We start from the raw sequence: 22,052 nt of genomic DNA, 5'->3' as shown, positions 1-22,052 counted from the left end.
GAGGACATGACTCCGGAAGAATGGACGGCCGTCCGGCTGAGCCTTTTGATCGCCACGACGGCGACGGTCGCCAGCCTGCCGTTCGGCATCGCCATCGCCTGGCTGCTGGCGCGCGGGCGCTTCTGGGGCAAGAGCCTGCTCGACACGCTGGTCCACCTGCCGCTGATCATGCCGCCGGTCGTCACCGGCTACCTGCTGCTGCTGTCGTTCGGCCGGCGCGGACCGGTCGGCGCGTTCCTGGCCGAGGAGTTCGGCATCGTCTTCTCCTTCCGCTGGACCGGCGCCGCCCTCGCCTGCGCCGTCATGGGCTTTCCCCTGCTGGTGCGCGCCATCCGCCTGTCCATCGAGGCGGTCGACCAGCGCCTCGAGGCCGCGGCGGGCACGCTGGGCGCCAATCCGCTCTGGGTCTTCGCCACCGTCACCCTGCCGCTCTGCCTGCCCGGCATCATTGCCGGCGCGATCCTGGCCTTCGCCAAGTCGATGGGCGAGTTCGGCGCCACCATCACCTTCGTCTCCAACATTCCCGGCGAGACGCAGACCCTGCCGGCCCTGATCTACACGCTGACCCAGGTGCCGGGTGGCGACGCCGCCGCAATGCGCCTCACCCTGGTGTCGATCGCCATTTCCATGCTGGCCCTGCTCGGCTCCGAGCTTTTAGCCAAGCGCATCGGCGCACGGCGGCAGCCGGCATGAGCCTCGACGTCGACGTCGACCACAAGCGCGGCAGCTTCCATCTCCAGGCCCGCTTCACGGCCGCGCCGGGACTGACGGCGCTGTTCGGCCGGTCGGGTTCCGGCAAGACCAGCCTGGTCAGCATCGTGGGCGGCCTGATCCGCCCGGATCGCGGACGCATCACCATCGACGGGCAGACCCTCGTCGATACCGAACGCGGCCTCTTCGTGCCGGCGCACCGACGGCGCATCGGCTACGTCTTCCAGGACAGCCGCCTGTTCCCGCATCTCAGCGTGCGCCGCAACCTGCTCTACGGCCGCTGGTTCGCGCGCGGCAATGGCGGCGCGACGGCCGATCTCGGCGCCGTCGTCGACCTTTTGGGCATCGGCCATCTGCTGGAGCGCAATCCCGAATCCCTGTCGGGCGGCGAGAAGCAGCGCGTCGCCATCGGCCGCGCCCTGCTCGCACGGCCGCGCCTCGTTCTGATGGACGAGCCGCTGGCCTCGCTCGACGAATCGCGGCGCTCGGAAATTCTGCCCTACATCGAGCGGCTGCGCGACGAAGCCGGCGTTCCGATCCTCTATGTCAGCCATTCGGTGGCCGAGGTCGCGCGGCTCGCCACGACGGTCGTGATCATGACCGAGGGCAGGGTGACGGCCGTGGGACCGGTCCTCGACATCCTGCCGCTGGCCGAGGCCACCGACGGCGGTTCCGTCATCGAGGCCACGGTCGACCGCCACGACGAGGCCTTCCAGCTCTCGGTGCTGCACAGCGCCGCCGGCGAACTGCAGGTGCCGCGGCTCAATGCGCCGGTCGGGGCCCATGTCCGCGCCTATATCCGCTCGCGCGACGTGATGCTGAGCCTGCAGCCGCCCCACGAGATCAGCGCGCTCAACGTGCTGGCCGGGAAGATCGCGTCCATCATCCCGACCGCCAATGCCCAGGCCGATGTGCGGCTGGACTGCAACGGCGCCGTCCTGATGGCCCGTCTGACCGCCAAATCGGTCGAGCGCCTCGCTCTGGCGCCCGGGCGGCCGGTCTATGCCGTCGTCAAGAGCGTGTCATTCGAACGCAGTTAACTGCGCTAGACTGAGGGTGGGCCGTCCGGCCCGCCAATGAACCCGAGGAAGCCATGAAATCGATGCCGCTGCCGCTCTCGCCGCGATTCATAACCTGGACGCTGGCGACGCTCATGGCCGTCCTGCTGGGAGCGGCCTGGGCCGTCGACCCCTCCTGGTGGGTCGGCGCCGGGTTCCTCGTCGCCCTCTTCCTGGCCTGCGTCGGCCTCCACGACTACACGCAGACCAAGCACGCCGTGCTGCGCAACTATCCGATCGCGGCGCACATGCGCTTCATCTTCGAGGCGATCCGGCCCGAGATGCGCCAGTACTTCTTCGAGGGCGAGAAGGACGGCATGCCCTTCCCGCGCGACCGGCGCGCCATCGTCTACCAGCGCGCCAAGTCGTCCCTCGACGTCCGACCGTTCGGCACCACCCACGACGTCTATGCCGAAGGCTATGAGTGGATGACGCACTCGATCTCGCCGACGCCGGTCAGCAAGGAGCCGTTCCGCATCAATATCGGCGGGCCCGACTGCACGCAGCCCTACTCAGCCTCGATCTTCAACATCTCGGCCATGAGCTTCGGCGCGCTCAGCGCCAACGCCATCCGCGCCCTGAACCGCGGCGCCAAGCTGGGCGGCTTCGCCCACGATACCGGCGAGGGCGGCTACAGCCCCTATCATCGCGAGGGCGGCGGCGACATCATCTGGGAGATCGGGTCGGGCTATTTCGGCGCCCGCAATGCCGACGGCACCTTCTCGGCCGAGAAGTTCGCCGCAGGCGCCGCCAATCCGCAGGTCAAGATGGTCGAGCTGAAGCTCAGCCAGGGCGCCAAGCCAGGCCATGGCGGCGTGCTGCCGGGTCCCAAGGTCAGCGAGGAGATCGCGCTGACCCGCGGCGTGCCGGTCGGCGTGGACTGCATCTCGCCCTCGCATCACACCGCCTTCTCGACGCCGATCGAGATGATGCAGTTCATCGGCGAGATGCGTCGCCTCTCGGGCGGCAAGCCGGCCGGCTTCAAGCTCTGCGTCGGCCATGAATGGGAGTTCCTGGCGATCTGCAAGGCGATGCTGGAAACCGGCATCTATCCCGACTTCATCGTCGTCGACGGCAAGGAGGGCGGCACCGGCGCGGCGCCACTGGAGTTCCTCGACCATGTCGGCAAGCCGATGCGGCAGGGCCTGCACATCGTTCACAACGCCCTGGTGGGCATCGGCGCCCGCCACCGGATCAAGATCGGCGCCGCCGGCAAGATCGTCACCGCCTTCGACATCATCCGGGCGATGGCGCTGGGCGCCGACTGGTGCAACTCGGCGCGCGGCTTCATGTTCGCCGTGGGTTGCATCCAGTCGCAGTCCTGCCACACCGACCGCTGCCCCACCGGTGTCGCCACCCAGGATCCGACGCGCCAACGGGCCCTGGTCGTGCCGGACAAGATGGAGCGGGTGGCGAACTTCCATCGCGCCACCCTGAGCGAGCTGGCCGAGCTGACCGCCGCCGCGGGCCTCGACCATCCGACCGATTTCAAGCCCATCCATATTACCCGCCGCGTCTCGCCAAGCATCGTGGCGACTTATGCAGACCTCTATCCGGCGCTGGCAGAAGGTGAACTGGTGTCGGGCACCAGCGACAAGCGTTGGCGGCGGGCCTGGGACATGGCTCACACCGATTCGTTCCGCGCGACGGCCTGATCGCCGCAAATCTGTTGCGAATCCCCTTTGGTTGGCCCAGCAATTGGGCAACCAAAGAGGAAACGACCATGACCGCACCGTTCGATTTCGCGCCTTTGCTGGCGCCCGGCACGCCCGCGCCCGCCGTCAAGTGGACCGGATTCCCGAAGTACAATTTCGTCGGCGGTCACAACGACGCCGGCAGCGTGCCCGTCCAGGCCCTGATCGACGCCGCCACGGCGGTGCTGAAGCGCGAGGGCACGACCTTGGCGACCTACAGCCTGAACAGCGGCCCGCTGGGCTACAAGCCGCTGCGCGATTTCCTCTCGGCCAAGCTCAAGGACCATGCCGGCATCGACTGCGCGTCGGACGAGATCCTGATCACCTCGGGCTCGCTGCAGGGCCTCGACCTGGTCAACAGCCTGCTGCTGGCCAAGGGCGACACCGTCATCATCGAGCAGGAAACCTATGGCGGCGCGCTGACCCGGCTGAACAAGCTCGGCGTCAACATCGTCGGCATCCCGCTCGACCATGAGGGGCTGCGCCTCGACCTGCTGAAGCAGAAGCTCGAGGAGCTGAAGCAGAAGGGCATCAAGCCCAAGTATATCTACACCATCCCGACGGTGCAGAACCCGACCGGCGCCATCATGGGCGAGGCGCGCCGCGCCGAGCTGCTGAAGATCGCGGCCGAATACGGCGTCATGATCTTCGAGGACGAGTGCTATTCCGACCTGGTCTGGAGCGGCAAACGCCCGACGTCGCTCTACGCCATGGCCAAGGGCGAAGGCGTCATCTTCGTCGGCTCCTTCTCCAAGTCGATCGCGCCGGCGCTCCGGGTCGGCTACATCGTGGCCAAGTGGGACATCCTGGCCCGCATCCTCGGCCTGAAGCAGGATGCGGGCTCCGGTGCGCTGGAGCAGATGGTGCTGGCGGAGTTCTGCACGCAGCACTTCACGAGCCACGTGCCGAAGCTCAACAAGACCCTGTCAGCCAAGCTGCAGACCTTGCGCGAGGCGCTGGCCGAGCAGTTCGGCACCGATGCCGAATTCGGCGATCCCGAGGGCGGCATCTATCTCTGGATCAAGCTGCCTGACCAGGTGGACACGACCAAGCTCGCGCAGGCAGCGCTGGCCGCCGGCGTGTCGCTCAATCCCGGTCCGGAATGGTCGACCAACAAGGACTATGCCCGCTCGCGCCTGCGGCTCTGCTTCGCCAACCCCGAGCCCGAGACCATCCGCAAGGGCGTCGAGGTGCTGGCCGACGTCTGCCGCCGCGAGTTCGGCGTGCCGCTCCGCTCGGCCAACGTGGAGAAGAATTAGATTCCTCCTTTGAAAGGAAAGGCCCGGCGGATCACTCCGCCGGGCCTTTCTATTTTGTCGAAGCCGATCAATGGAGCGCGCAACTCCAGTTGCGCTCATCCCTTGCTAATCGACGAAGCTTTGAGCGCAACTGGAGTTGCGCGCTCCATCAAGAGACCTCGACCAGTCTCACATCTCCTGCGGAACGATCACCATCCACGAGACGCCGAACTTGTCGGCGACGCAGCCGAAGCGCGGCGAGAAGAACGTCTTGCCGATCGGCATCTGGATCTCGCCTTCCTTGGCCAGCGCCTCGAAGGCCTTGTCCGCCTCGGCCTCGTTGGCGACGTTGAGCGCCAGCGAGAAGCCCTGGAAGTTGGTCTTGCCGTCGCTTCCCATGCCGTCCGAGCACATGATCATCGCGTCGCCGATATGCATACTGGCATGCATGACGGCTTCGGGATTGACCTTCATATGATCGGCCGCGCCCTTGTCGGGGTTCTCCTTGAAGCGCATCAGCATGTCGACCTTGGCGCCCAGCTTCTCCTTGTAGAAGTCGAGCGCTTCCTCGCAGCGGCCGTTGAAGAACAGATACGGTTGGATTGCCATTTGCCTTCCTCCTCTGATCAATCGTCGATGGCCTGGTACGCGCCGTTCCAGAAGCCGGTGTAGAAGCGCGGCGCCTGGGGTGAATCCATCATCTGCTGCGAGAACAGGAGGCCCACCATGTCCTCCTGCGGATCGGTGTAGGCCGAAGTGCCGTAGCCGCCGTCCCAGCCGAAGCGGCCCGGCGTCTCCCAGAGATCGGTGCGCCGCACGGTGACGGAGAGGCCGAGGCCCCAGCTCTTGGCCTCGCCGAAAAAGAGGTCGGCGCCTTCCTTCTGCGACGGCAGGAGCTGGTCCGTCGTCATCAGCTCGACGGCTGGGCGCGACAGGAGACGCTTGCGGCCGTGCCGTCCCTTCGCCAGCATCATGCGGCTGAAGGCGAGATAATCGTCGACCGTGGAGACGAGGCCGCCGCCGCCCGATTCGAAGGCGGGCGGCTCGGCCCAGCGGCTTTCCTTCGCATCGTCGAAGAAGACCGGCTCGCCCGAGCCGTGATCGCGCATATAGGCGCTGGCCAGCCGCTTCAGCTTCCCCCGCGGCACATGGAAGCCCGTGTCCTTCATGCCCAGCGGCTCGAACAGCCGCTCGCTCAGGACCTTCTCCAGCGACGCCCCGGCGGCGCGCGCCAGCAGCACGCCCAGCACCTCGGCGCCGGTATGGTACATCCAGCGCTCGCCCGGCTGATGGACCAGCGGCAAGGCCCCCAGGCGCTTCATGAATTCGTCGGCCGAGACGGTGGCGAGATACGGATTGGGTGCGACGCCGGCCTCGTCCATCGCCTTCTGGATCGGATGCTTCGACGGGAACACCATCACCGCGCCGATGCCGAGACGGAACGTCAGCAGGTCGCGCAGGGTGATCGAGCGGTTCGCCGGCACCGTGTCGTCGAGCTCGCTGTCGAGCTTTCTCAAAACCCGGCGGTTCGCCAGCTCGGGCAGAAGCTCGTCCACCGGATCGTCGAGTCTTAGAAGCCCTTCCTCGACCATCATCATCGCCGCCGCCGCAACGATCGGCTTGGTGATCGAGGCGATGCGGAAGATCGTGTCGCGCCGCATCTTATCCTTCCCGCCGCGCGCCAGGGTGCCGTGCACCTCGACATGGGTCTCGCCGTGGCGATGGATCAGCGCGACCACGCCCGGCACCTCGCCCTTCTCGACGCTGTGGGCGAGCGCGCCACCCAGCCGTGCGAGGCGCGTCTTGGAAAGTCCCGACTTCACGGGTTCTTCTCGAACTCGGTGTCGATCTGGATCTGGATGGGGTCGGCGAAGAGCGACGGCAGTCCGTAATCCTGCGGATTGATGGTGGCGAAGGCGTGAACGCCGATGCGCGGCTTGCCCTCGAAGCCCTTGCCGGCGCCGCCCAGCTCGACGTCGAAAGTCACGGGCCGCGTCTTGCCCATCAGCGTGAACTGGCCCTCGACCTTGCCGCGCGTCTTGTCGACCGGCTTAAAAGAAGTCGAGACGAAGGTGGCCTCGGGAAAGGCCTTCGCCTTCAGGAAATTGTCGCTCGTGAGTTCCTCGGCGAAGCCTTTAACGTTGGTCGTGATCGACGCTGTATCGACCGAGGCGGAAAGCTGCGACTTCTCGATCGCCGCCGGGTCCCAGGTGAGCGAGCCCTTCACCCGATCGAAGCGGAACACGCTCTGCGAATAGCCGATATGGGAGACACGGACGATCACCGCCGTATGCATTTCGTCGAGCGTGTAGGCACCGGCCGTCGCCAGCGCGATGTCGCGCTCAGCCGCGAAGACGCCGGGCGGCAGGGCCATCGGTGCCGGCGCCTGTGCCAGCGCGGCCATCGGGCCCATTGCCAGAACGACGGCAAGCGTGCGCAATCCGCGGGTCATATGATCCTCCTCGATCAGTGTGTGTTCACTTCTCGACGACGGTCTTCAGCTTCGCCAATCCGGCCGCGAAATCCCGGCCGATCATATCGTCCATGTCCATGAACGTGCCGATCAGCTTGGTCATGAAAGTGCTGGGACCGTACATCGACCAGGTGACAATCGTCTGACCGCCCTTCGGTTCCACCGTCAGCTCCGCCGTATTGTGACCTTCGAAGGGTTTCAGGAAATCGAGCTTGATCACGACCTTGTGCGGCGGCTTGGAGTCGAGGATCTCCATGCGGCCCTTGCCGACATTGTTGTTGCCGTCCCATTCGTAGGCGGCGCCCCTGCCGCTCTCGGCGCCGCTGTAGGTGCGCTTCATCTCCGGATCACGCCCTTCGTAGGGCGACCATTCGGTCCAGCGCTTCAGGCCGTCGATATAGGGGAAGATCTTCTCGGGCGGCGCATTCATCGCCGTCGAACGCTCGACGCGAAACGAATCGGGCTTGGTCGAGGCGTAGATCAGGATCGCCGCAATCGCCACGACGACGATTGCGCCGACGATGCCCAGGATCTTCCACATGCGAGGCCTCGCGTCGCCTTTAGTTAACCGACAAGTTAACACTTAGGACGATACGATGGCTGTCGTCAATGAACTATGGCCATGGTTCCTTGCGGGGTCGGGCGGGCGAAACTCGAACTGCGCCGCGCTGGGGGCGCGCCACTCCAGTGGCGCGTCTTCGTTTGCAGCAGGAGAAGATCGCGCCACTGGAGTGGCGCGCCCCCAGCAAAATTATCATCCTGAACGCGAGGAGGGGCCTTTGAGTCAGGCCAGGGCAAAGCCCTCGTAGCCGTTGGCGACGACCCGCTCGCAGGCCTGGATGTAGGCCGGCAGGCCGCCGATATAGGGCATGAACACCCGCGGCTTGCCAGGGATGTTGGCGCCGACATACCAGGAGCTGCAGGTCGAGCGCAGGGTGATGTTGGACACGTCGCCGACATGGCCGACCCAGGATTCCTGCGCTTGCGGCTCGGCCTCGATCACCGTCTTGCCCTTGGCGCGCAACGCTTCGAGGCAGTCAGCGATGAAGTCGACATGCTGCTCGATCGAGGGAAGCATGTTGGTCAGCACCGAGGGGCTGCCCGGGCCGGTGATCATGAACAGGTTGGGGAAGTCCACGACGGTCAGGCCGAGATAGGTCTTGGGACCCTCGTTCCAGCGCTCCTTCAAGCTGACGCCGCCGCGGCCGCGGAAATCGACCTTGAGCAATGCGCCGGTCATCGCGTCGAAGCCGGTCGCCAGTACGAGACAGTCGAACGTGTAGTCCTCGCCCTTGGCCCGTAGCCCGCTGGCGGTGATGCGCTCGATCGGCTCGTCGCTGATGTCGACCAGGGTCACGTTCGGCCGGTTGAAGGTCGCCCAGTAGCCGGTGTCGACGCAGAGCCGCTTGCAGCCGATGATGTTCTTCGGCACCAGCGCCGCCGCCGTCTTCGGATCCTTCACGACCTCGCCGATCTTGGCGCGCACGAAGTCGGCCGCGTGCTTGTTGCTGTCGTCGCTCAGCAGCAGGTCCGAGAAGGAGGCCATGAAGCCCAGCCCGCCGTAATCCCAGCGGGCCTGGAATGCACGGGTGCGCTCCTCCTCCGGCGTCTCGGCGGCCGAGGCCGGATTGATCGTGAAGTCGATGCCGGCCGGCTTGGTCTTGGCCCGCTTGCGCATCTCCGGATAGCTCGCCTTCACCTGGCGCACATAGTCCGGGTCGAGCGGCTTGTTGTGCGCCGGCACCGTGTAGTTGGCGGTGCGCTGGAAGACGGTGAGGTGTTTCGCCTGCTCGGCCATCACCGGGATCGATTGGATGGCCGAGGAGCCGGTGCCGATCACGCCCACCGTCTTGCCGGTGAAGTCGACGCCTTCATGTGGCCAGTTGCCGGTGTGATAGGTCGGGCCCTTGAAATCCTCGAGGCCGGGAATCTTCGGCGTGTTGGGAGAGGACAGACAGCCCATCGCGGTGATCACGAAGCGCGCCGTGACGATGTCGCCCTTCTCGGTCTCGACCGTCCAGAGATTGGCGGTCTCGTCGAAGACGGCCTTGGTGACGCGTGTTTCGAAGCGCATATCGCGGCGCAGGTCGTAGCGGTCGGCGACGTGGTTGGCATAGCGCAGCAACTCGGGCTGGGTGGCGTAGCGCTCGGACCACTCCCATTCCTGCTCGAGTTCGGGCGAGAACTGGTAGGAATACTGGACGCTTTCCACGTCGCAGCGCGCGCCGGGATAGCGGTTCCAGTACCAGGTGCCGCCGACACCCTTGCCGGCCTCGAACACGCGCGCCGTAAAGCCTTTCTGGCGCAGCCGGTGCAGCATATACATGCCGCCGAAGCCGGCACCGATGATCACCGCATCGAAATCGATCGACATGCGTCCTCCAGAATTGCGGAAGTCGGTAGAAAGTCCCTGATAAAATTAGTGCGGGAGAGGAGGTGACCGCGCAAGCCTTCCCATGGCACCTCTTCTCGCGGAGAAGAATGGAATGGCCGAGAACGACTATCCGGCGAGCTGGTATGCCGCCACGCGAGACGCGGACAGGGTGCGTGCGCCGCTCGCCACGCAGGAAGAGGCCGACGTCGCGGTCGTGGGCGGCGGCTTTGCCGGCCTGCACACGGCGCGGCTGCTGGCCCGGCACGACAAGCGCGTGGTGCTGCTGGAGCGGCGGCGGATCGGCTGGGGTGCCTCCGGCCGCAACGGCGGTTTCGTCGGGCCGGGCTTTGCCCAGCGGTCCGGCGCACTGATCGACCGGCTGGGGCTCTATCACACGCGCCGGCTCTATGCGCAGTCGCAACGCGGCGTCGCGATCGTGCGCGAGGCAATCGCGGAGTTCGGCCGGCGTGACATCCTGATGGGCACCGGCAAGCTCAGCGTCGCGCGCACCGACCAGGGTGCGGGCTTCGCCGACCGCACACACAGACTGGCGGAGCAACTCGGCGCTGCGTTCGAACCCTGGCCGACCGAGCGCACACGCAGCGTGCTGGACACGGCGCGTTACCATCAGGCGATCCACGACCCGACCTCGTTTCATATCCATCCGCTGAACTTCGTGCTGGCGCTGGCGGAGGACATCGAACGCCACGACGGTGCGATCCACGAGAACACCGAGGCCATCGAGCTGATGCGCGAGGGCAACTTCTGGCGGCTGCGCACCGCGCGCGGCGCCGTCAGGACACGGCATGTCGTGCTGGCCGGCAACGCCGATCTCGGCGTCGTGCAGCCACGCATCGCGCGGGCGGTGCTACCGGTTGCAACCTATGTCGCCGTCACCGACAAGCTCGGACCCCGTCTCGGCGAGGCCATCCGATGGACCTGCGCGATCTCCGACACACGCCGTGCCGGCGACTATTACCGCGTCGTCGACGGCGACCGGCTGCTGTGGGGCGGCCGCATCACCACCGACACGAGCGAGCCGCCGCGGCTGCGCGAGATGATGCGGGGCGACATAATCTCGGTCTATCCGCAGCTCGGCGAGATCGGCATCGCTTATGCCTGGCCCGGCATCATGGGCTATGCGCCGCACAAGATGCCCCAGGTCGGCGAGATCGAGCCCGGCCTCTGGGTCTGCTCGGCCTTCGGCGGCCATGGCGTCGCGCAGACGGCGGCGGGCGCCGATGCGGTCGTCTCGGGCATCCTGGGCGATCCGTTTCGCGCGCGCCTGTTCGCGCCGTTCGGCACCGGCTGGGCGGGCGGTTCCGTCGGGCGGACTGCGACGCAGCTTGCCTACTGGGGCCTCCAGATGCGTGACTGGTGGGACGAGAAGCGCCAGGCGCAGAACGCGGAGACGGTGCGGACATGACGATCGAACGGATGGGCGACTCAGCCCTACGGCGCGAGGATGCACGCTTCGTCACCGGCCACGGCGCCTATCTCGACGACCTGAAGTTCGACGGCGTGGCACAGGCCGTCGTGCTGCGCTCGCCGCATGCGCATGCGCTCATCAGGTCGATCGACACGACGGCCGCACGCTCTGCGCCTGGCGTCCTTGCCGTCCTCATCGCAGCCGACGCGGCTGCCGACGGGCTGAAGCCGCTGCGTCCCTACGCCGAGGCGAACGTACAGACGGGCGAGCCCTTCGCCTTCACGCCGCAGCCGCTGCTGGCCTCGGACAAGGTCCGCTTCGCCGGCGAGCCCGTCGCCTTGATCGTGGCGGAGACGCACGCGCAGGCGCTCGATGCTGCAGAGCTGGTCATGGTCGATTACGAGCCGCTGCCGGCCGTGACGTCACCCGAGGCCGCACGCGGACAAGGCGCGCCTCAGCTCGCCGACGAGATCCCGAACAACACCTGCATCGACTGGCACACCGGAGATACGGCGGGCGCCGAAGCGGCGTTCGCGACGGCGGCCCATGTCGTGTCGCTCAATCTCGACAATCATCGCATCGTGATGAACCCGATGGAGCCGCGCGGCGGCGTCGGCACCTTCGATCCGGCGACCGGCCGCTACACGCTCCACGTCTCCAGCCAGAACATCCACATCAATCGCAACTTCGTGGCGCGCTCGCTGGGCGCCGAGGCGAAGGACGTTCGCTTCGTGGCGCACGATGTCGGCGGCGGCTTCGGCGCCAAGAACTTCGCCTATGTCGAGCACGCGTTGATCCTGTGGGCTGCCCTCAGGGTCGCCCGGCCGGTGAAATGGATCGCGAGTCGCAGCGAGGTCTTCCTGTCGGACCATGCGGCGCGCGACATGCAGGCCGAGGCGTCGCTGGCGCTCGACGCCGAAGGCAAGTTCCTCGCCCTCAAGATCGCGAGCCTCGCCAATCTCGGCGCTTACATGGCGGGTGCCGGCGGCGGCGTGCAGACCTACCAGTACATCCACCTGCAGGGCTCGGTGTACCGCATCCAATCGATCGCGCTGCATGTCGTGGCGGTTGTCACAAACACCGCGCCGATCGGCGTGACCCGGGGGCCGGGCTTCGCCGAGGCGATCAATATCGTCGAACGGCTGATCGATGCGGCGGCCCAGCAGACCGGCTTCGACCGCGCCGACCTCAGACGCCGGAACATGGTGCCAGCCGCTGCGATGCCCATGACCAATGCCTTCGGCTTCGAGGTCGACAGCGGCCACTTCGCCGAATCGCTCGACCATGCGCTGACACGCGCCGATTGCGCGGGCTTCGAGGCGCGGCGGCGCGAGAGCGAGGGACGCGGCCGGCTGCGCGGCCTGGGCTTCGCCTATCACATCAAGGCGACCGGCGGGCCGCCCGACGAGAATGTCGATGTGCGCTTCGAGGCCGACGGCACGGTCTCGCTGATCACCGGCACGCAGCATATCGGCCAGGGCCACGAGACGACCTTCCCGCAGATCCTCGCCCACCGGCTGGGCGTGCCAAACGCCCGCATCCGCCTCGTGCAGGGCGACACCGACGCGATCCCGTTCGGCGGTGGCCATGGCAGCTCGCGCGCCACCTACATGGGCGGCACGGCGATCTGGAGGGCCTCCGACGAGATCGTCGCCAAGGGCACCGCGCTGGCGGCCGATGCGCTCGAAGCATCCGAAGCCGATATCCGCTTCGAGGACGGGCGCTTCGTGGTCTCCGGCACCGACCGTGCCATCGGCCTGATCGAGGTCGCCGCAATCGGCCGCGACAAGGGCACGCCGCTCGACACGTTCCATGCCTGGAAGCGCGAGCACATGACCTTTCCCAACGGCGCGCATGTCGTCGAGGTCGAGATCGACCGCGACACCGGCCGCGTCGACCTGGCCCGTTACACAGCGGTCGACGATTACGGCGTGCTGGTCAATCCGATGATCGCGACCGGCCAGGCGCATGGCGCCATGGCGCAGGGTTCGGGCCAGGCGCTGCTGGAGCACGCGACCTACGATCCCGCCTCGGGCCAGATGGTGGCCGGCTCCTTCATGGACTATGCCCTGCCGCGCGCCGACGACCTGCCGTCGTTCGACCTCGGCTTCAATCCCACGCGCTGCACGACCAATCCGCTGGGCGTGAAGGGCTGCGGCGAGGCCGGTGCAATCGCGGCGTTTCCGGCAATCGCCAACGCCATCCTTGACGCGCTGGCGCCGCTCGGCGTGAAAGGCTTCCACGGTCCGGCGAGCCCCTCGCGGATCTGGCAAGCCATCCAGGAGGCACGATGAGACGCGAAGCACCGGCGGCGGCCCGTAACCGGCAACCGATCCTCGAGGTGCTGCAGCCGCGCCTGCCGGCAAAAGGGCTGGTGCTGGAGATCGCCAGCGGCACCGGCGAGCACGTCGTGCACTACGCCGCCAACCGGCCCGACCTTACCTTCCAGCCCAGCGACCCCGATGCCGGCGCCCGCGCCAGCGTCGACGACTGGGCGCGGGCCCTGGGCCTCGGCAATGTGCGGCCGGCACTGGAAATCGATGTCACCAAGGAGTCTTGGCCGGTCGAGCAGGCGGACGCGGTCCTCTGCTGCAACATGATCCACATCGCCCCCTGGGAGGCGGCGATCGGGCTGGTGACGGGCGCAGCCCGGCTGCTGCCGCCCGGCGGCCTGCTCTTCACCTACGGCCCCTATCGGCGCGGCGGCCGGCATACGGCGCCCAGCAACGAAGCCTTCGACGCCGACCTCAAGCGGCGCAATCCCGCATGGGGCGTGCGCGACCTGGAGACCGTCACAGAACTTGCCCAAGGCCAGGGCTTTTCGGAGCCGGAAATCGTCGAGATGCCGGCGAACAATCTGTCGCTGCTCTTCAAGCGGCTGTGAAGCCGCTGGGCGGTGGCAATCGTGCAGGGGATGCGCTAACGCTTGGGCCGGCCTCGCGGGGAGCATCGTCCGGAACATGTCGAATCGTAGCGATGAAGCCGTAGTATTTGCAGTCACGAGACCGTTTCGGGCACTGGCTCCCTTCCTGGGAGCCGTCGCGCTGGCCGCGCTGCTCGCGGGCTGCAAGCCCGAGAACAAGTTCCAGCCGCCGCCTCCCGGCGAGGTGCCGGTCGGCGTGCCGGTGAAGCAGGAGGTGGCGCCGTTCGAGGTGCTGACCGGCAATACGGTGGCCTTCGCGACCGTCGACCTCGTCGCCCGCGTCGAGGGCTTCCTGACCTCGCAGAATTACGTCGACGGCTCGGAGATGAAGAAGGGCGACCAGCTCTTCGGCATCGAGCAGACGATGTACCAGGCCAAGGTCAAGGAAGGCGAAGCCCAGCTCGACGGCGCCAAGGCCTCGCTGGCCCAGGCCGAGGCCGAGTTCGTCCGCCAGGAGACCCTGCTCCGCCAGAACGTCTCCGCCCAGGCTACCTACGACACCGCCAAGGCCAAGCGCGACAATGCGCGGGCCAATGTCGAGAATGCCGAAGGCAACCTCACGATCGCCCAGACAAACCTCGGCTACACCACGGTCGCCGCGCCGTTCGACGGCATCGTCAGCAAGCATCTGGTCTCGGTCGGCGAACTGGTCGGCGCCACGAACGCCACCAAGCTGGCGACGATCGTCCAGCTCGACCCGATGTACGTCACGTTCAACATGAGCGAACAGGACGTGCTGACGATCCGCCAGAACCTGAAGAACCGCCGCATCGACGTCGAGGAGCTGAGCAAGGTTCCGGTCGAGATCGGCCTGATGAACGAGCAGGGCTTCCCCCACAAGGGCTTCCTGAACTACGTCTCGCCCGAGCTCGACGCCAACACCGGCACGATCCTGGTGCGCGCCCTCTTCAACAACCCGACGCGGGCGCTCATTCCCGGCTTCTTCGTGAGGGTGAAGGTCCCGCAGGGGCTGGGCGCCGCGGAAGCGCTGCTGGTGCCCAACCGCGTGATCGCCGAGGACCAGGCCGGCAAATATGTCCTGACGGTCAACAAGGACAATGTCGTCCTCCAGACCCGGATCACCACCGGGCAGCTCCTTCCCAACGGGCTGCGGGTCATTTCGACCGGCCTGAAGGCCGAGGACCAGGTGGTGCTCAACATGAACGGCGCCGCGATCCCCGGCGCCAAGGTCGTTCCCAAGCTCACGACGATCCCCGTGACGACCGACGGCGCACCCGCCGCACCGAAGTGATCGGCGGGGAGACGCAGCCATGATTTCAGCGTTCTTTATCAATCGGCCGGTCCTGGCCAACGTCCTCGCCATCATCATCGTGCTGATCGGTGGCGTGGCGCTGGCGACCCTGCCGGTCGCGCAGTATCCCAATGTCGTGCCGCCCACGGTCCAGGTCACCACGACCTACCCGGGCGCCAGCGCCGCGGTCGTCGTCAACGACGTTGCCCTGCCTGTCGAGCTGCAGGTCAACGGCGTCGAGAAGATGATCTACATGCAGTCCTACAGCACGGACGCCGGCACCTACACGCTCACGGTGACGTTCGAGATCGGCACCGATCTCGATTTCGCGCAGGTGCTGGTGCAGAATCAAGTCAGTGCCGCGCTCGCGTCGCTGCCGGCGCCGGTTCAGGCGCAGGGCCTCGTCGTCCAGAAGAAGTCGACGTCGATCCTGCAGATCATCTCGCTGACGTCGCCCGACCAGCGCTACGACAGCCTCTATCTCAGCAACTACGCGACCATCAACCTGGTCAACGAGCTGGCGCGCCTGCCCGGCGTCGGCAACGTCAACGTGCTGGGCGTCGGCCAGTACTCGATGCGGGTCTGGCTCGATCCCGAGAAGCTCTACACCTTCGGACTCACCCCTTCGGACGTGAGCAAGGTGATCCAGCAGCAGAGCCAGGACGTGACCGCGGGCCAGGTCGGCCAGCCGCCGGCGCCCAAGGGGCTCGATTTCCAGTACACGATCGACGTGGTCGGCCGTCTCAGCACGCCCGAGGAGTTCAGCAACATCATCGTCAAGGCCGACCAGGGCAATGGCGGCCGGATCGTGCGGGTCCGCGACATCGGCCGGGTCGAGCTGGGCGCCCAGACCTACTCCCAGACCTCGCACATCAACGGCAAGCCCAATTCCGGCATCGCCATCTACCAGCTCCCCGATGCCAACGCGCTCGACGTGGCCAAGCGCGTCAAGGCCAAGATGGCCGAGCTGTCCAAGACCTTTCCGGAGGGCCTCACCTACGAAGTGCCGTTCGACACCACGCGCTTCGTGACGGCGTCGATCCATGAGGTCTTCATGACCCTGATCGAAGCCGGCATCCTGGTCCTGATCGTGATCGTGATCTTCCTGCAGGACTGGCGCGCGATGCTGGTCCCGGCGACGACCATCCCGGTGACAATCATCGGCGCCTTCGCCGCCATGGCCGCGCTGGGATTCACCATCAACACCACGACCATGTTCGGCATCGTGCTGGCCATCGGCATCGTGGTCGACGACGCGATCGTGATCGTCGAGGGCGTCGCCCACCATATCGAGCGCGGGATGACCCCGCACGACGCGTCGATCAAGGCGATGGACGAGCTGTTCGGGCCCGTGATCGGCATCACCCTGGTGCTGATGTCGGTGTTCCTGCCGGCCGCCTTCCTGCCGGGCCTCACCGGTCAGATGTTCGCCCAGTTCGCCCTGGTCATCGCCGCCACGGCGCTGATCAGCGCCATCAACGCCGCCACCCTGAAGCCGACCCAGTGCGCCATGTGGCTGCGGCCGGCAACGCCGCCGGAGAAGCGCAATATCTTCTTCCGCAGCTTCAACAAGGTCTACAACAAGCTCGAGGACGGCTACGCCTGGATCGTCGGCCACATGGTCCATCGCGCCGGCATCATGGTGGTCATCTCGCTCGTCGCGGCCGGAATCGGCGGCTGGGGCGTCGCCCGCCTGCCGACCGCGTTCATTCCCAATGAGGACCAGGGTTACCTGATCATCGGCGTGCAGCTGCCCGACGGCGCCTCGCTCGAGCGTACCGGGGCCACGCTGCAGAAGGCCGCCGAGATCGCCATGGCCGCGCCCGGCGTCGAGAACGTCGTGGCCCTGGGCGGCATGTCGGTGCTCGACAGCAATTCGCCGCTGGCCAATGCCGCCGTGTCGTACGTCATCCTGAAGGACTGGAACGTGCGCCTGAAGCAGCCCGGCCAGGACCTGCGCTCGATCGTGCTGGGCCTGATGGAGAAGCTGAAGTCCCTCGAGGACGGCCGCGCCTTCGTCATCGTGCCGCCCGCCATCCAGGGCATCGGCAATGCCGGCGGCTTCCAGATGCAGATCGAGCAGAAGGACGGCAGTTTCGACTATACGAAGCTGCAGGCCGTGACCGACGCGATGGTCAAGAATGCCAGCACGCAGTCGGCCCTCACCAACCTCGTCACCTCGTTCCGTGCCGGCGCGCCGCATGTCCGCATCGAGGTCGACCGGGTCAAGGCGGAGGCGCTGCGCGTCCCGGTCGGCGACGTCTTCACGACCCTGTCGAGCTACATGGGCTCGACCTTCGTCAACCGCTTCAACAAGTTCGGCCTCAGCCTCCAGGTCTACATCCAGGCCGAATCGAAGTACCGCACGCGGCCCGAGGACATCCTGAAGCTGCAGGTGAAGAACCTCGACGGCCAGATGGTGCCGATCGGCGCCATCGCCGAGCTGAAGCCCGCGCTCGGGCCGCCCCTGATCAGCCTCTACAACCTCTACCCCTCGGCCGCGATCGTCGGCTCGCCCGCCACCGGCTTCAGCTCGGGCGAGGGCATCGAGCTGATGGACCAGATCGCCAACGCGATCCTGCCGCCCGGCACCGGCTACGAATGGACGGCCATGGCCTACCAGGAGAACATCGTCGGCAACCAGCTGATGTACGTCTTCGCGCTGGCCATCCTGCTGGTCTATCTCTGCCTCGCCGGCCAATACGAGAGCTGGATCGCGCCGCTCGGCGTCATCCTGGCGGTGCCGCTGGCGCTCAGCGGCCCCGCCATCGCGCTCACATCCGTCGGATTGGCCAACAACATCTACACGCAGATCGGCCTGATGCTGCTGATCGCGCTGGGCGCCAAGAACGCCATCCTGATCGTCGAGGTGGCGCGCGAGCGTCGCGCCGAAGGCATGGAGATCATGGAATCCGCCATTGAGGCGGCCCGCACACGCTTCCGGCCGATCCTGATGACCTCGTTCGCCTTCATCCTGGGCGTCGTGCCGCTGGTGACGGCAACGGGCGCCGGGGCGAACTCGCGCATCTCGCTGGGCCTTTGCGTGATGAGCGGCATGATCGCCTCGACCTGCCTCGCCGTGCTGTTCGTGCCGTCCTTCTTCACGGTGCTGCAGCGCTTCGAGGAACGCCGCAAGGCCAAGAAGAAGCCGAAGCACACGCCGACCGCCCCACCGCCGGAAGGCGTCCCCGCCGCCGGCGATTGAGGCACTCGCAATCGCCCGCGCCGTCAGACGCGGGCGATTGTGGTCGTCGGAATGATTCAGCCCCGCAGGTTCACCTCGGCGACCTTGTCCTTGTAGTCGGACTTCGGATCGACGCCGAGCAGCATCTTCATGCCTGCCACCAGGCTCGACGCATCCAGCCAGATCTCCGCCCGCTCGGCATCGAGCCGCAGCAGCGCGAGCTTCGGATCGGTCTTGCCGCCCTCGAACCAGGCCGCGATGTAGCGGTTCCACAGCCGGTCGATCGTGGCCGGATTGTTGTCGAGCGAGAGCCCGCCATGGACCGTGGCGAACAGGTCATGGCCCTTCGAGGTGAAGGTCGCGATGGCGCGATTGCCCTGCCCGGTGCCGAGCTTCTCGACGAGGGTATTGTCTCGGCTGGTGAAGAACCAGATCGGACCGCGATCGCCATCAAGCTGCGCCGTCATCGGACGCGCATGGCCGTCCTCGACGCCGTCGAGGCCCAGCATCACGGTCATGTCGGACTTCAGGGCCGACCAGAATTTCTCTTCGATTTCCTTCGGGGTGGGCATCGCCGGCTCCTGTCTGAGGGGGGTTGGACTGGCGGGCCAACGCGCGTCCGGGAGGCCCGTTGCAACGTCGAGCCGCCATCGGCGTTGGCTTGCGTGGATTTGCCCGAGACAGACCGGTGAGCGCGACCCAGCATCGAAAGCTGAAGACGGGCCGCAGTGTCTGGCAAAGCCTTCCCGTCTCCCGCATTCCCACCCGATCCCTGAGCCGCGATCTCGCCTGCGACGTCGTCGTGATCGGCGCCGGCATCAGCGGCGCGCTGATCGCGGAGCGCCTGACGGACGATGGGCTCGACGTCGTCATGATCGACCGCCGCGGCCCCCTGGCGGGATCGACCACGGCCTCCACGGCCCTGCTGCAATACGAACTCGACACGCCGCTGAGCCAGCTCAGCAAGCGTATCGGCCTGGGCCGAGCCGAGCGGCTATGGCGGCGCTCCAAGCTCGCGCTCAGCGCACTCGACGAACGTTTGCACCGGCTGGGACTGGGCAAGGACGTCGCCCGCCGCAGCTCGCTCTATCTTCAAGGCGATGAACTCGACGCGGAGGGCCTGCGCGAAGAGGGCAAGGCGCGGCGGCGGGCCGGCTTCGAAGTCTCTTTTCTCGACCGCGGCGACGTGAAGCGCACCTACGGGATCTTCGGTCGCGCGGCACTCCTCGGCCATGGCAGCCTCGCCGCCGATCCGCGACGGCTGGCCGCCGGCTTCCTGCGGACCGCCCTCTCTCGCAAGGCACGCCTGTATGCCCCCGTCGAGGCGATGGAGATCCAGCCGTTGCTGTCTGGCGCCGTCGTTCGCACGGCAGGCGGTCCGTCACTGCGGGCAAAGGCCGTCGTGTTCGCCACAGGCTACGAGATGCCCAAGGGAGTCCCGCACAAAGGCCACACGGTGACGTCGACCTGGGCGCTGGCGACGCGCCCGCAGCCGCGCGCCGCCTGGCCCGACGAAGTGCTGATCAGCGAAGCCTCCGATCCCTATCTCTACATGCGCGTCGGACCGGAGGGCCGCATCATCTGCGGCGGCGAGGACGAAGCCTCGATCGACCAGGCCACGCGCGATACGCTGATTCCCGAGAAGATCGCTGCCATCGAGGAAAAGCTCTCACGCCTGCTGCCGCATGTGCGCCCCGAGGCCGACTATGCCTGGGCCGGTAGCTTCGGCGCCTCGCCGACCGGATCGCCGTCGATCGGCGCCGTGCCCGGCATGAGGAACTGCTTCGCGGCGCTGGGCTATGGCGGCAACGGCATCACCTTCTCGATGCTGTCGGCGCAGCTCCTGTCGGCGGCGATTGCCGGCCGCGACGATCCCGACGCCGATCTCTTCTCGTTCCGCCGGAAATTCTAGGCGACGCTCTCGCCGTTCAGGATCTTCGCGAGCGCCTCGACGATCTCCGCAGTGTGGAAGGGCTTGTCGAAGAACGGCCTGTCGCCGTGGCGCAGCGGCATCAGCGCCGTCGAGCGGCCGCTGGCGAAGACATAGGGCACGCGCAACGCCTGCAGCGTGTCGGCGACGGGAAACACCAGCTCGTCCTTGTGGAGGCGGATGTCGAGGATGGCGGCATCGATCGCGTGATCAGCGATCAACGCAAAAGCGCCCTCGACACTGTTGGCGGGCCCAACCGGATGAGCCCCCGCCTCGAACAGAGTCGCCCTGAGATCCAGTCCGATGGCTGGATCGTTTTCCACGATGAGGATCGTCCGCCCGTCGAGAAGAGCCAAGGAACGCAACTCCAGTCAGCCTCGCGTGAACGCCATGACATCATCCAAGTTGCACGCGCCTGCGCAACCTTCAAGGCCACGAACTCGTTTGCAATCGACTTGACATAAAGGAGATGGCAATGGGCCGTTCGATTCTGCTCTGGATGCTCGGCATTCCGATTCCGATCATCATTCTGCTGGCGCTGTTCTGGCGCTAGGCGTTTGCCAAGCCTCCGCCGGGGAGGCAGTCTCCGCGCTGCCTGAAACAAGGAAATGCGCGGAGCGAAATCGATGCGGCGTCGTCAGTATCTCGGTCTTGCGGCGTCGGCAGTTCTCTTGCCCAGCTCGGCTTGGGCGCAATCCTATCCCACGCGTCCCGTTCGCCTGATCGTCGGCTATGCCGCGGGAGGCGTGAACGATGTATTGGCGCGACTGATGGGCCAGTATCTCGGCGAGCGCCTCGGCCAGTCCTTCGTGGTCGAGAACCGCCCCGGCGCCGGCAGCAACATCGCGACCGAAACCGTGGTCCGCGCCGCGCCCGACGGCTACACGCTTCTCCTGGCCTCGACCGCCAATGCCATCAACGCGACCCTCTACGACAAGCTCGGCTTCGACTTCGCCCGCGACATCGCGCCGGTGGCCGGCATCTGCCGCGTGCCTAACGTCATGCTGGTCAACCCGTCGGTGCCGGCGAAGACCGTTCCCGAACTTATCGCCTACCTGAAGGCCAATCCCGGCAAGGTCAGCATGGCCTCGGCCGGCAACGGAAGCCCGCAGCACGTCGCGGGCGAGCTGTTCAAGATGATGGCCGGCGTCGACATGGTGCACATCCCCTATCGCGGCGGGGCGCCGGCGCTCACCGACCTGCTGGCCGGACAGGTGCAGGTCTATTTCTCGAGCGTCGCCTCGGCGATCCAGTACATCAAGGCCGACAAGCTGCGCCCGCTGGCCGTGACCACCGCCACGCGCTCGGAGCTGCTGCCGGACGTCCCGACCATGGCCGAGTTCCTGCCGGGCTACGAGGCGAGCCCCTGGTACGGGCTCGCCGCCCCGAAGGCGACGCCGGCCGACGTGATCACGAAGCTCAACGACGAGGTCAACAAGGCCCTCGCCGATCCCGCGATCAGGACCCGCCTGGCCGATCTCGGCGCCACGCCGCTCCCCGGCTCGGCCGCCGATTTCGGGAAGCTGCTGGTCGAGGAGACCGACAAGTGGGCCAAGGTGGTTAGGATGTCGGGTGCCAAGCCCGACTAGCAGGCTGTTGAAATAGGTTTTTGACACATGATTCGGGGGCCGCCGCCCCCGATTCGTTGGATTCGTTTATTTCGTTTATTTCGTTTGTTCGCCGGGACGCCGCCTCATTCAACGGCCTGCTGGATCCGATTTTGTCGCGAGCCGTAAGGACGGCGCCCCCCTGCTCCCTGTAAAAAGGACGCAACATCGATTGAAGG

General features: G+C 66.6%; 18 protein-coding genes. 11 read left to right on the top strand and 7 right to left on the bottom strand.

The window, feature by feature from the left end:
• Positions 1 to 6: 6 nt before the first annotated feature.
• From modB to AC1ROX_RS04160, 4 genes are all read left to right on the top strand, one after another.
• On the top strand, positions 7 to 693 hold the full coding sequence (gene modB / locus AC1ROX_RS04175) for a molybdate ABC transporter permease subunit (RefSeq protein WP_493122712.1): 687 nt from the start codon (positions 7 to 9) through the stop codon (positions 691 to 693).
• A complete protein-coding gene (gene modC / locus AC1ROX_RS04170; RefSeq protein ID WP_493122710.1) occupies positions 690 to 1,751 on the top strand; it encodes a molybdenum ABC transporter ATP-binding protein in 1,062 nt (353 codons plus the stop codon). The genes modB and modC overlap by 4 nt, the downstream gene beginning before the upstream one ends.
• A 53-nt stretch (positions 1,752 to 1,804) precedes the next feature.
• Positions 1,805 to 3,424, top strand: coding sequence for an FMN-binding glutamate synthase family protein (locus AC1ROX_RS04165; RefSeq protein WP_493122708.1), 1,620 nt, complete (start codon positions 1,805 to 1,807; stop codon positions 3,422 to 3,424).
• A 68-nt stretch (positions 3,425 to 3,492) separates the two neighbouring features.
• Positions 3,493 to 4,722, top strand: coding sequence for an aminotransferase-like domain-containing protein (locus tag AC1ROX_RS04160; protein WP_493122706.1), 1,230 nt, complete (start codon positions 3,493 to 3,495; stop codon positions 4,720 to 4,722).
• 168 nt (positions 4,723 to 4,890) lie between these two features.
• On the opposite strand, the gene AC1ROX_RS04155 is transcribed toward AC1ROX_RS04160, so the two are convergent.
• The 5 genes from AC1ROX_RS04155 to AC1ROX_RS04135 form a co-directional block, all read right to left on the bottom strand.
• Positions 4,891 to 5,310, bottom strand: a complete 420-nt coding sequence (locus AC1ROX_RS04155) for a VOC family protein (RefSeq protein ID WP_493122704.1) — start codon at positions 5,308 to 5,310, stop codon at positions 4,891 to 4,893.
• A 17-nt stretch (positions 5,311 to 5,327) separates the two neighbouring features.
• Positions 5,328 to 6,524, bottom strand: a complete 1,197-nt coding sequence (locus AC1ROX_RS04150) for a serine hydrolase domain-containing protein (protein ID WP_493122702.1) — start codon at positions 6,522 to 6,524, stop codon at positions 5,328 to 5,330.
• Entirely contained in the window at positions 6,521 to 7,153 is a 633-nt protein-coding gene (locus tag AC1ROX_RS04145) for a YceI family protein (RefSeq protein ID WP_493122700.1), read from the bottom strand. Before AC1ROX_RS04145 ends, AC1ROX_RS04150 begins: the two co-directional genes overlap by 4 nt.
• Before the next feature lie 25 nt (positions 7,154 to 7,178).
• Positions 7,179 to 7,715, bottom strand: coding sequence for an SRPBCC family protein (locus tag AC1ROX_RS04140; protein WP_493122698.1), 537 nt, complete (start codon positions 7,713 to 7,715; stop codon positions 7,179 to 7,181).
• 243 nt (positions 7,716 to 7,958) lie between these two features.
• On the bottom strand, positions 7,959 to 9,548 hold the full coding sequence (locus tag AC1ROX_RS04135) for a flavin-containing monooxygenase (protein WP_493122696.1): 1,590 nt from the start codon (positions 9,546 to 9,548) through the stop codon (positions 7,959 to 7,961).
• A gap of 112 nt (positions 9,549 to 9,660) precedes the next feature.
• On the opposite strand from AC1ROX_RS04135, the gene AC1ROX_RS04130 reads away from it, so the two are divergent.
• The 5 genes from AC1ROX_RS04130 to AC1ROX_RS04110 all read left to right on the top strand — a co-directional run bounded on the left by AC1ROX_RS04130 (position 9,661) and on the right by AC1ROX_RS04110 (position 18,357).
• The gene (locus AC1ROX_RS04130) at positions 9,661 to 10,974 is read left to right on the top strand and encodes an NAD(P)/FAD-dependent oxidoreductase (RefSeq protein ID WP_493122694.1); all 1,314 of its coding nucleotides are present in this window, start codon (positions 9,661 to 9,663) and stop codon (positions 10,972 to 10,974) included.
• A complete protein-coding gene (locus tag AC1ROX_RS04125) occupies positions 10,971 to 13,271 on the top strand; it encodes a xanthine dehydrogenase family protein molybdopterin-binding subunit (protein ID WP_493122692.1) in 2,301 nt (766 codons plus the stop codon). Before AC1ROX_RS04130 ends, AC1ROX_RS04125 begins: the two co-directional genes overlap by 4 nt.
• Positions 13,268 to 13,861, top strand: coding sequence for a DUF938 domain-containing protein (locus tag AC1ROX_RS04120; protein ID WP_493122690.1), 594 nt, complete (start codon positions 13,268 to 13,270; stop codon positions 13,859 to 13,861). The genes AC1ROX_RS04125 and AC1ROX_RS04120 overlap by 4 nt, the downstream gene beginning before the upstream one ends.
• A 76-nt stretch (positions 13,862 to 13,937) precedes the next feature.
• Positions 13,938 to 15,152 carry an efflux RND transporter periplasmic adaptor subunit gene (locus tag AC1ROX_RS04115; protein ID WP_493122688.1) on the top strand — a complete coding sequence of 405 codons (1,215 nt, stop codon included), beginning with the start codon at positions 13,938 to 13,940 and terminating at the stop codon, positions 15,150 to 15,152.
• Between the two features lie 19 nt (positions 15,153 to 15,171).
• The gene (locus tag AC1ROX_RS04110) at positions 15,172 to 18,357 is read left to right on the top strand and encodes an efflux RND transporter permease subunit (protein ID WP_493122686.1); all 3,186 of its coding nucleotides are present in this window, start codon (positions 15,172 to 15,174) and stop codon (positions 18,355 to 18,357) included.
• 56 nt (positions 18,358 to 18,413) lie between these two features.
• On the opposite strand, the gene AC1ROX_RS04105 is transcribed toward AC1ROX_RS04110, so the two are convergent.
• Positions 18,414 to 18,908, bottom strand: a complete 495-nt coding sequence (locus tag AC1ROX_RS04105) for a pyridoxamine 5'-phosphate oxidase family protein (RefSeq protein WP_493122684.1) — start codon at positions 18,906 to 18,908, stop codon at positions 18,414 to 18,416.
• Between the two features lie 116 nt (positions 18,909 to 19,024).
• On the opposite strand from AC1ROX_RS04105, the gene AC1ROX_RS04100 reads away from it, so the two are divergent.
• Positions 19,025 to 20,248, top strand: a complete 1,224-nt coding sequence (locus AC1ROX_RS04100) for an NAD(P)/FAD-dependent oxidoreductase (RefSeq protein ID WP_493122682.1) — start codon at positions 19,025 to 19,027, stop codon at positions 20,246 to 20,248.
• On the opposite strand, the gene AC1ROX_RS04095 is transcribed toward AC1ROX_RS04100, so the two are convergent.
• A complete protein-coding gene (locus AC1ROX_RS04095; RefSeq protein ID WP_493122680.1) occupies positions 20,245 to 20,622 on the bottom strand; it encodes a response regulator in 378 nt (125 codons plus the stop codon). The genes AC1ROX_RS04100 and AC1ROX_RS04095 overlap by 4 nt on opposite strands.
• A 270-nt stretch (positions 20,623 to 20,892) precedes the next feature.
• Here AC1ROX_RS04095 and AC1ROX_RS04090 point away from each other — a divergent pair, with 270 nt between their 5' ends.
• Positions 20,893 to 21,855 (top strand): Bug family tripartite tricarboxylate transporter substrate binding protein, encoded by a 963-nt coding sequence (locus AC1ROX_RS04090; RefSeq protein WP_493122677.1) that lies wholly within the window; start codon positions 20,893 to 20,895, stop codon positions 21,853 to 21,855.
• Positions 21,856 to 22,052: the final 197 nt, after the last annotated feature.

The sequence above is a fragment of the Reyranella sp. GW821-FHT14A01 genome, assembly GCF_058803965.1.
Note: the sequence above shows the minus strand (reverse complement) of the source record. Positions and strands in the feature narration are given on the sequence as shown.